The following is a 10,106-nucleotide window of genomic DNA, read 5'->3' on the forward strand; positions in this document are numbered from 1 at the left end:
GACCATTATGTCAGAAACTAAAACAATACCTGCGAGTACTCAAAAAAATTATGTAGTACATCGTAATGAATTACCTCTAAGTTGTCCAACAAAAGATATGGTGTTATGGAATGCACATCCAAAGGTTTATTTGCCTATTGAAAAAACAGGAATAGAAGTTTGTCCTTATTGTGGTTCACGATTTGTTTTACAGAATGATTAAGTAATAGCTTAGGCTGCCCTTGTTCTATGTTTATTCGAATGGTGTTGAGCGCAGGTTGTGAGAGAGTTTTTCTAAAAAAATTAATATATAGCATTGATCAGGAAAGTTTTATCACAACTCGCGCTAAATACGTCCGTTCTCTGATAGAGACTAACCACCTACATGATTAATTCGATTTGTATTGTAAGATTATCTGCCTTAGGTGACGTTCTAATGGCTGTTCCTCTCATTAGAACTTTACAGGCTAGCTTACCACAAACTAAGTTGACTTGGATTATCTCCAAACCTGCCTTTGATTTAGTGGAGGGGATGGATGGTATTGAGTTTATTTTAATTGATAAACCTAAGAGCATTAAAGATTATTGGTATTTTAAAAAGCAAATGAAAGGTCGTACTTTTGACGTACTTTTAGCACCACAAGCAAGTCTTAGGACAAACTTACTTTATCCATTGATTCGAGCGAAACGCAAAATAGGCTACGATGATCATAGAGCAAATGATGCCCATGGATTGTTTGTTAATGAACGAATTCAACCCGGTTTAGAACATACTTTAGATGGGTTTTTAAAGTTTGCTCAAGCACTAGGGATACAGGAGCGGGTTGTTCGTTGGGATTTACCTATTTCTCCTGCTGACTATCAATGGGCTGAACATCATTTACCCAAAGAGGGCCCCATTTTGGTTATTAATCCAGCGGCGAGTAAGCCTGAGCGTAGTTGGCCTGTTGCGCGTTATATTGAAGTTTTACAAACAGCCAAAACCTGTTGGAATGTGCAAGTGGTCATTACAGGGGGCCCTAGTGATTTTGATAAAAATCTTGCAGAGCAAATTACTCAGGTTATTCCAGCAATTAATCTCGTTGGCAAAAGCAAGCCGAAACAATTGCTCGCTCTTATCAGTAAAGCAACAGTTGTTCTTTGTCCTGATACAGGACCTTCGCACATGGCTACCGCAGTGAATACTCCTGTGGTAGCATTGCATGCTGTAACCAATCCTCTTATTTCCGGACCGTATCTTTTCCAACATTTAGTAGTGAATCATTATCCTGAAGCAGCGGAAAAAATTTTAGGAAGCAAATGTATTGAAGATGTATGGGGACAACATGTGCATGGTGATGAGCCTATGCAGTTAATTTCTGTTACAGAGGTGCTGGAAAAGCTGTCTATGGTTTTAGATGGCTTTAAAAAACACTAAAGCATATTGGGCAACGTCCCCTAAAAGTTTTTTATAGATTTCCCAGCTTGAATTGCAACCTGAGTTTATGAATATTGTTTGATCCTATAAACTCAGATTTAATACCTGAGATGAACGAAAACGCAATCGATATTTAATTAGATACCATTAAATGACGTTTCGTTTCTAGGTTTTCGGAAGTATGTTCTGCGGTTAAGCTAGGAATACAACCACTCCAAAAAGAGTGGGTTGTAGCATTATTAGTTAATGGTTTCTGGGGCGCAGTAAGTTCTTGGATACAAATTAATTCATTGTTATATCTTGGCGTATGTTTATTCATTTTAACATGGGAGCCTTCGAAGGAAAGTTCTTTGGTATCTTCTTTTGTTTTTTGTTGCAAATGCTCTAAAGGCTGTTGTTTGAAGCGATAAACGTTCATGAAGGTAATACAAGCTTGAGTAATCATTAAGACGACACAGATAACTGGGTTCAGGGTAAAAATAGCTGCAACCGGTATTGCAGCACTGTTGTAAATCAAGTTCATCGCTAAATTTTGATTTATATTCGCCACAGTTTGTTGTGAAATTGCAAAAGCGGAGGCAATAGGTAATAATGTTTCATTATGAATGACGATGCCAGCTACTTGTTGTGTCAACTCATCGCTGCCATCAGAGGCTATAGCAATGCCTAGATCACAGGCTGCAATCGCCTCAGCATCATTTCCTGCATCACCTATCATGGCGACTTTTCGCCCTTGTTTTTTTAGAGTATGAATGTAGGTTGTTTTGGAGCGATGATTGTTTTCCATAGAGCTTGCAATGCAATTGGCGTAAACTTTTTCAATACCAAGAGCTTTTGCATAACGAAGAGCGGTTTCTTCATCAGCACCGGTGCATAAATGAATTTCTTTTCCCATGCTCTTCAAGGCATTAATGGTTTGATGTGCATCTTTACGTAAAGGATCTGTTAATACCATAACTCCAATGATTTCTTGGTTACGTGCTACATAAACAAGTTGATCTCCTGCTGCTAACGGCGGGTGTTTGAACTCTGATGGGATCGAAACTCCTTTTTCATGCATTAAAGCTTTGCTACCAATGGTATAATGATTATCCAGCACTACTCCACTTACTCCAGAATGATATGTTTCATCAAGTTCAGTTACATCTAATTTTTGTTTGTTTTTCTGATTAGCAAAAGAATAAATAGCTTTTCCTATGGGGTGGCTTGATTTTTTTTCTAAGGATTCGCAAATGGAAAGAAACTCTGCTTCTGATAGTTTACTATTATCTAATAAATAAAGATTTTTTACTTTAGGAACCCCTGTAGTTAAAGTGCCATTTAAGTCAAAAATTACAGTATCAATTTGTTCTGCTTGTTGTAATGTTTTTGCACTTTTGAATTGCACGCCATTTTCTGCTGCTTTATGCATGCCAGTGTTTACTGCTAAAGGGGTAATAAGACCCAAAGTACAAGGACATGCACTGGCTAAAACAGAAATGGCACATTGAATTGCTACAGCCGCGGGGAAAAAGAGCCCCATAATAACCCCAGCGATAACTGCTAATGCAATTACTGTTGGAATAAAGTAAGTCAATAATTGCTCTGTCTTTATCTCAATAGGCGCTTTGTCTAACACGGATTGCTCTATTGAGTCATCAAGCCGTTTTAGATAAGAGTTTGCATGCGTGTGAGTAACACGAATTTTTAACGGATTTGTATTCTCTGCTAAGCGCATACCTGCCAATACTTTTTTTTCAGCTGAAAAATAATGAGGTAGGGTTGCTCCCGTAATAATTGTATCGTAAACAATGCTTTCATTCATACAGATACCATCAAGTGGAATAATTTCACCTGGATGAATGACAATCACATCATTAATTTGAATATGCTCTAAGTTAATTTCTTCAATATCAAGATCAATTTGTTTTTTTGCAATTTTAGGTGCTCTGTCTTGAAAGCGAGCGGTACTTATTTTTTCTTTAATCGTTTCTTCTATAGCAACACCTATGTGTCTAAAACCATAGATGAGTAATCCTGCTTCAAACATCATTGGCAGCCAAGGGACAAATAATGAGGCAATGGAAACAGCCAAAATGGATAGTGAACTTAGAGCAAATAAACTATCCATGGTTAAGATACCTGTTTTAGTTAATTTTGACCAAGCCTGATAATAAGAATTTGCTCCTAATGTCAAAGTTGCTAAGGTACTGAAAATGGCTATTGGAACCATAAAGGCAAGAGAGCCTCCTGTAATAAGACAAGCAATAAGCACAGCAAGTCCAGCAATACATCCTATGGCACCAAGAAACCAATGTGAGGCGAAAAGCGCTTTTGTTTTTGTAATGAGGGTGCTCAAAGAACGTGTTTGCTGAAGTTTCGCTTGGGGCTCATTTTGAGTCGCTATTTTTTCAATGGATTCAGGGGAGTATTCATATTCCCTGCAGCTGAATCCAATATCCTCTATCTCTTCTTTTAATTCGGACCAAATTAGTTGATGTGCTCGTGTATCTTCATCGTTATCAAGGGTTACCAGCGTTTTTTTAGGATCAGCTGTGGTGATGGCTACATGGAAGTATTGGAGCTTGTCGCCAAATTTGTTTCTTAAACAATGTTTTATGCCGTTGCTGCAATTAATACAGGTCATTCCATCAATATAAAAAACGTAAGTTTTAGACATATAGGCTCGCCAATTTAAGGGTTAATGATTCACTTAGAAAAAGCAGTTGGAGGTCCTACGATACGTGCTAAAAGCACTGAACCTACTGGGTTTTCTAAGTTTCAGGCTTAATAATTATTCTTATAGCCGATACTCCATGATTTTCTGCATTTGAGGACGTATACATACCTCCGCAGAGATAGTTCCGAAAATATGCGTTGTTATTCTATTTTTAAACATAAAGTTCAGCGTTTTTTTCTTAAAAACATGACGTTACAATTTTGCTTGAAATCATATCATATATGGCATTTTTTGCACCTTTTTTATTAAAATAACGTGAGTTATGGATAGGGACACGAGTGATTACTGCGAAGCATTGGTATGGGGCTCGAGCACGCTTGCCAAGGCTATCGAGATAGTATTGGCGCGATTCCTCAGCAAATGGCTCAAAACAGAGACTGGCTCTTTATAGCACAGGTTAAAATAAGAAGATTGAGTGTAAGTCGATTATTAGTATTTTTTGCCAAACCAAGAAGATATTGATACGGAGAGGATTAATTGTCCTGGGTAAAGATCGTTTACCCAGGAATGAGTTTGAGGTGTTTATTGTTGCGGCTGTGTAAAATCAGCGGAAGGTGCACTGTTGCGCAGGCTTTGCATTAGCAAAATGGTGTTAGTGAGCAACAATCGCTCATGGACTTGGCGATCTAAATACATTTGGTAATTAATTTCAGCAAGTAAAATGGCGATTTCTTTTTCTACAGTTACAGATGATGCATTGTTAATCTGGCTAATCCATTGTGTATTACCTGATTGTCCTGTCGTTTCGCCTGATTGAGTTGTATTTGTGGGATTAAAAATTCTCCATGTTGCCATATTAAATTCATTTAAAGCCTGACTTGTTTGTGGTGAGCTAGGAATTTGGACATAATTAGTAAGCGGTTGTTTGGGCGTTTGAGGCAACCTTTTTGACAAAATGTAATATAAGTTGCTGACTCCCACCGAGTTTTGAGCAGCGTAAGTGCGCAAATTAGCCAGATATCGAGAGAGGGTGGCTTGAGACTGATGTTGCTGCATCGGGGTTACAGTCGGGCTATTCGACTGAGCGGATGCCTGAGCATAGAGATTATAATAATCTTTCCAAGCGGGTAATTTGATTGGAACAGCACCGCCTGTAACATAACGAATAAAATTAGATGCTTGTTGCGCTTGGTTATCAGCAGTTAATCCTTGCGCGGTATTATTTCCTGTTGATCCTCCTGTGCCTCCTGATGCTCCTTGACTTTGAGTCGTATACAGTAATGGCGCTGTTAATGAGTTGCTATTAAGCTGTCCTAAAAACTGCTGAATGTAGTTATAAGAGAAAAAGGTGGTTGCATCTGGAAGAGTTCCTATGACATTATCAGAAACAACAGCTTCAGTAAGGTAATTGCAGTTTTGATCCCATGAAGTCCCATCGTAACTCATACAGTAACTGTAATCGGGAGTGCCCAAAATATTTAATACAGACTGAGATACTGGATCGGATATTTGACTTGAGTTTGTTGCAATGCCTTGAGTTGACGCTTGGCTTGCTGTTTGATCGATTAAAGGATTAACACCTATCCCAGTTGAGGATTGGCTCGAATAATCTTGGAAAGTGGCATTAGCATAAGGGTTTATTGTTCCGGCGCTATTAATATCGGTAGGGACAAATTGCCCAAAATTACTGCTGTTAAGACTATTAAACGGGATGGCTCCTAGGTAGGTATAAAATAAAGAAACCTGAGCGAGTTGTGTTGTTGTTAAGTTAAGAAGGGTTTGGCTAAGGCTAAAGTTTTGAACTGTATTTGCAGGAGATTGGGTTATATCGTAGCCTATATACTGTCCCCAATTTTGTAAATATTGAACTAATTCTTGCATATTACTAGACATTTGTTGCTGGTTATACAAACCCGTTGCATTATCTGCTACGGCAGGAAAAGTCGTAAGGCAAAGCAGATTAAGCAATGCAAATTTAGATGGTAATTTCATTTATTCTTCCCCTTCGAGTGCACGTAAAACAAGTTTTAGACGATACTGACAAAAAACTCGAGACAATAACCTTAAGCGTTCAAACACAATGTTTCTTTTGAGAAAAACTCCCGCGGGATCATTGCTTCCAGTGCTAGTCTCTTCTGCATGTATTAAAATACGCGAAGCACTACCGGGGTGAACTGTATCAATTGCTTGGAGTAAACGAAGCCCCCTGCCGGATTTGATATTTCCCACAATGCGAATAAATTTTTCTTCTTCTGCTAAGAGGCCCATATCTATTTTTTCTATGTCATCAAGCTCTTTGCCCAATTGCTCCATAGCTTTTTCAAATTCCGGATTTCCATCCAGAGTCCAGTCTTCAACGCTTTCCATAAACGTGATAACTCTATAAATCATAGGATCAATATATTCAAACCAGTACTTGGCTGAGGCTTCATGGCTTAAATCAGGCATTTTTTACTCTTTCTTTACTGTAAATATGGAATGGACGAACTCTATACTTACTACTATAGTATATTATGAAGGGTAAAAGAAAGAAGTAAAAATATGAAAAAACACCATCGTTCACGCATTGGAAATTTATTCTCACAAATATTTAAAATTCGCATTTGGTTTGATTGGGAGCGAATGAAAGCGATCACTGTATCTTTGGGGAATGGGATTAAACATTTATTTGTACCTCATCAAAATATTGAAACGGAAGAGTCATTTACTGATGCCACAACGAAATTTGGACTCAGTGATGAAAGCTTACTTTCCAAACAGAAGGCATTATTTCGCCTGAGTATGTTAATGTTGCTTTCTGCAGTTTTGATTTTGGGTTATGCAGGTTACCAATTTTATTTGGGGTCTATGAAGGCTGGTCTTGTAAGCCTTGTAGTTACTTTAATCGCATTAGTTTTAGCTTTCCGCTATCATTTTTGGTACTTTCAAATTAAACAGCGAAAACTTGGATGTACTTTTAATGAATGGTATAGGCAAGGTTTGTTGGGGGCGAAGAAATGAATAAATTGGCAGTGTCTCTGCTTCTCTTTTTAGTTCCTGGTTTGGTTTTAGCAGATGGCTCCTTGAGTTTTGCACCTCCTGCCAGTGATTATTCTGTCGTATTTCTGGGTAACTTATTCGGTATTGTTGATGGGGTTTTAAGTGGTACTGGAAGCCAGATCATGGGGGCTATGTTTGGCGTATTTAATGCGGCAGTCCTCGCACTTGGTGGAATAGTTATTCTGTATACACTTATAGTAGCCACGATGAACACTGCTCATGAAGGGCAAATGCTCGGACAAAAGTGGTCCTCCATTTGGATTCCAATTCGCTCTACAATCGGTTTGGCATTACTAATTCCCAAGGCATCTGGTTATTGCATGATGCAGATTTTTGTGATGTGGGTTGTAGTACAGGGGGTAGGGGCGGCAGATAAAATCTGGGATGCTGCATTAAGTTATTTAAACCGTGGGGGCGTGATTATTCAGGCCCAACAAGTTAATCCTGCGGCATCGCTCACGGCAAATTCGAGCAGCGGTATTGGGGGTATTGCGACTGGTGCAGAAACGATACTTGCTGGACAAGTATGTATGCTAGGTTTACAAACTCAACTAGAAAATACAAGAGAATTTTATCTCAGTGACAAATCCAGTAAGAATATTTGTAATAGTGCTACTCCAGGTTCAGCAATGGATACGTTTTGTAAGACTACTGTGCCTGATTTTCTAAGCTCAGTCAATGCGGTTGCTGTGCAAACAGGACAACCCGCTCAATCATCATGGCAGGTTACCATGCCTAATTTTGACTCTGGGCCTTATGTGTTTTTAAATGGAATTTGCGGTACTATAACGTGGAATAGTCTTGCCAAGAGCTACCCAAACCAATTTGGTGCAAAGGGTTCAAGTCCATTACCAACGAATACAAGTGGAATTAATACAGGTAATGCAAGTCAACAGAATAATGCAACAAATAATACGACAATTTCTGGAAGCAAAGACAGCGGCTCTAGAACATTGACGCCTTCAGAAGTAGCAATGACGCAATTGTCGCGCGCCATTGCTGTGCAACAAATGTACAGTGATTTGTCGTCTACCGCGCGTTTAATGATTAATAATGATCCGCAAATGTCACCAAACAGTAATAATAACTCTCAACCTTCTCCAGCATGGGCAACCCAGCAATTTGGTGTTCCTTATACGGCAGATGGGACACAATGTGATCAGACAAAAAATCAATGCGTTACTTGGGGTCCTATACCTGGCTCAATAAATAGTGGTGTCTTGTTGGCTGGAACTGAATTAATCAATGCGATCAATGACTATAATGGCGTGATGATGCCAACAGTTAATTTAACGCGTATGATGACCAGTGGCGATAATGAACTATCCTCTACTGCTTTTATTAATCAAGCATCACTTCAGGGCTGGATTATGGCTGGCGCTTATTACTTTAATTTAGTAGGGATTCAAGGGACTTCTTCGATAAGCAATGCAAATCAGGTAGATAGCAATACAGGTTTGGATGGCAGTTCATTTGACCCAACTACAGTTACCAGTCCATTTACAAGTGGTAGTTACAGTAATAGCCAAGCTACTTGTAATAAAGGGACCCTAAAAGACCATGATCTCACTGATTTATGCATTTGGTTTAATTATGATGATACTGGTGTTAAGAAGGTAGAATCACTCGTTGCCGCATCTTCTGCACAAAATCCTACCACTAAGGTTCCTACTCTTAGCTCAAACATGACCTTAGTTGGTGGTACTACTGCATCAACAGTATTTGGGTACTTAAATAATGGCCTGATGGTGCAAACCCCTGGTCAACCAGGTCTCCAAACGCTGACTTTTGCCGACGACATCAACTTTCAGGTGCAGCCACAGCTATATTATTTGAAACAGCAATCTTTCTCTTGCGGTTCTGTAAAGCCATTTTACAGTATCTGTTTAGGAGGGTGGATTGCGAACGTAGTTTATAACTGGATCATCGTACCTTTATATAATATGTTCATTTTAATGTTTGGGAACATTATTGGCGCGGTTATCGGGGCATTCTTAGAAACCCCCTTAAAAGGTATGGCAGAAATCTTTCAACAAGGTCTATATATTATTGCGCAGCCAGGAGTTAACCCTGTAGTCGCCTTAGCTAATATGGGAAATCAATACATCAATTTTGCAGGCAATTTATGGATGTATTTATTGGGATTAGCGGTTGCTAGTGCATTAATCCCAATATTTGGTGTGTTTATTTTTGCGATGTTGACTTTAGCCATGCCGTTGATTATTGCTTGGGTTGGCATTATGGTGAGTATCGGTTTTGTCACTGCCTATTATATCCCGATCTTGCCCTATGTGATTTTTGTTTTCGGCGGAATGGGGTGGATGATTGCGGTGATTGAAGCTATGGTTGCTGCGCCAATTGTTGCCTTGGGCGTTACTCATCCTGAAGGGCATGATGCTTTTGGTAAAGGAGAGGCGGCAATCATGCTTTTGCTGAACATCTTTTTAAGACCCGGTATGATGATCATTGGTTATATCTCGGCTATCGCATTATCTTATGTTGGCGTTTGGGTTTTGAATGCCGGATTTGATCAAGCGATACAGTTTGTGTCACAAGAAACGAATGATAGCTCTCTTCTAAATGGCAATTCCGTGTGGGTTGCTGCTGGTGGTGCTACCCAATATACTGATTGGACCGCAATTTATGCATTCTTTTTCTCGATATTAAGTTATACAACGATTTATTTAACCATTATTCAAAAATCGTTCACCCTGATTACTTATTTGCCGGACAAGGTATTACGCTGGATAGGTGGTACCCATGAAAGTATTGGTCAAGAAAGTGCGCAATGGGGTGAAGAAGTAAAGGGTAAAGTCCAGGAGGCCGGTAAGGAGACGCAAACAGCCCAAGGTACTATGGAAAAAACTATGGGTGGTATCGGTATGAAGGCTGTTGGTAAGGTCAAGGGTGCTGTGGGCAAGGCCTTTGGTGGGAGTGGAGATACTAGTGGAGAAGGCTTGCAAACAGGCGGTGAGGCTGGTAGTGGCGGTTCATCGACTGGAGCTCAAAATC

The 10,106-nt window shown here is 39.4% G+C and carries 7 protein-coding genes; 4 read left to right on the top strand and 3 right to left on the bottom strand.

Annotated elements, in window-relative coordinates:
* The first annotated feature begins 7 nt into the window (after positions 1–7).
* Both Lsan_RS02450 and Lsan_RS02455 read left to right on the top strand, forming a co-directional pair.
* The gene (locus Lsan_RS02450; protein WP_058512950.1) at positions 8–202 is read left to right on the top strand and encodes a zinc-finger domain-containing protein; all 195 of its coding nucleotides are present in this window, start codon (positions 8–10) and stop codon (positions 200–202) included.
* A gap of 162 nt (positions 203–364) precedes the next feature.
* Complete coding sequence (locus Lsan_RS02455; protein WP_058512951.1) at positions 365–1,396, top strand: glycosyltransferase family 9 protein; 1,032 nt, start codon at positions 365–367, stop codon at positions 1,394–1,396.
* A 133-nt stretch (positions 1,397–1,529) separates the two neighbouring features.
* Here the strand turns inward: Lsan_RS02455 and Lsan_RS02460 are convergent, their stop codons facing one another.
* The 3 genes from Lsan_RS02460 to icmW all read right to left on the bottom strand — a co-directional run bounded on the left by Lsan_RS02460 (position 1,530) and on the right by icmW (position 6,503).
* Positions 1,530–4,055, bottom strand: a complete 2,526-nt coding sequence (locus tag Lsan_RS02460) for a heavy metal translocating P-type ATPase (RefSeq protein ID WP_058512952.1) — start codon at positions 4,053–4,055, stop codon at positions 1,530–1,532.
* 582 nt (positions 4,056–4,637) lie between these two features.
* Complete coding sequence (gene icmX, locus Lsan_RS02465; protein ID WP_058512953.1) at positions 4,638–6,047, bottom strand: type IVB secretion system protein IcmX; 1,410 nt, start codon at positions 6,045–6,047, stop codon at positions 4,638–4,640.
* Positions 6,048–6,503 carry a type IVB secretion system protein IcmW gene (gene icmW, locus Lsan_RS02470; RefSeq protein WP_058463926.1) on the bottom strand — a complete coding sequence of 152 codons (456 nt, stop codon included), beginning with the start codon at positions 6,501–6,503 and terminating at the stop codon, positions 6,048–6,050.
* Positions 6,504–6,596: 93 nt separating this feature from the next.
* Between icmW and icmV the strand changes: the two genes are divergently transcribed.
* Both icmV and dotA read left to right on the top strand, forming a co-directional pair.
* On the top strand, positions 6,597–7,055 hold the full coding sequence (icmV, locus tag Lsan_RS02475) for a type IVB secretion system protein IcmV (protein ID WP_058512954.1): 459 nt from the start codon (positions 6,597–6,599) through the stop codon (positions 7,053–7,055).
* On the top strand, positions 7,052–10,106 hold a 3,055-nt coding region (dotA, locus tag Lsan_RS02480), incomplete at its 3' end, for a type IVB secretion system protein DotA (protein WP_065236269.1). The genes icmV and dotA, both read left to right, overlap by 4 nt.

Origin of the sequence: Legionella santicrucis, assembly GCF_001468135.1 — a bacterium.
In the GTDB taxonomy this organism is placed as follows: Bacteria; Pseudomonadota; Gammaproteobacteria; order Legionellales; family Legionellaceae; genus Legionella; species Legionella santicrucis.

Excerpts from the sequence above, each read along its gene's own strand:
- Lsan_RS02455 (WP_058512951.1), top strand. The coding sequence starts at position 365 with ATGATTAATTCGATTTGTATTGTAAGATTATCTGCCTTAGGTGACGTT.
- Lsan_RS02460 (WP_058512952.1), bottom strand. The coding sequence starts at position 4,055 with ATGTCTAAAACTTACGTTTTTTATATTGATGGAATGACCTGTATTAAT.
- icmX (WP_058512953.1), bottom strand. The coding sequence starts at position 6,047 with ATGAAATTACCATCTAAATTTGCATTGCTTAATCTGCTTTGCCTTACG.
- icmW (WP_058463926.1), bottom strand. The coding sequence starts at position 6,503 with ATGCCTGATTTAAGCCATGAAGCCTCAGCCAAGTACTGGTTTGAATAT.
- Lsan_RS02450 (WP_058512950.1), top strand. The coding sequence starts at position 8 with ATGTCAGAAACTAAAACAATACCTGCGAGTACTCAAAAAAATTATGTA.
- icmV (WP_058512954.1), top strand. The coding sequence starts at position 6,597 with ATGAAAAAACACCATCGTTCACGCATTGGAAATTTATTCTCACAAATA.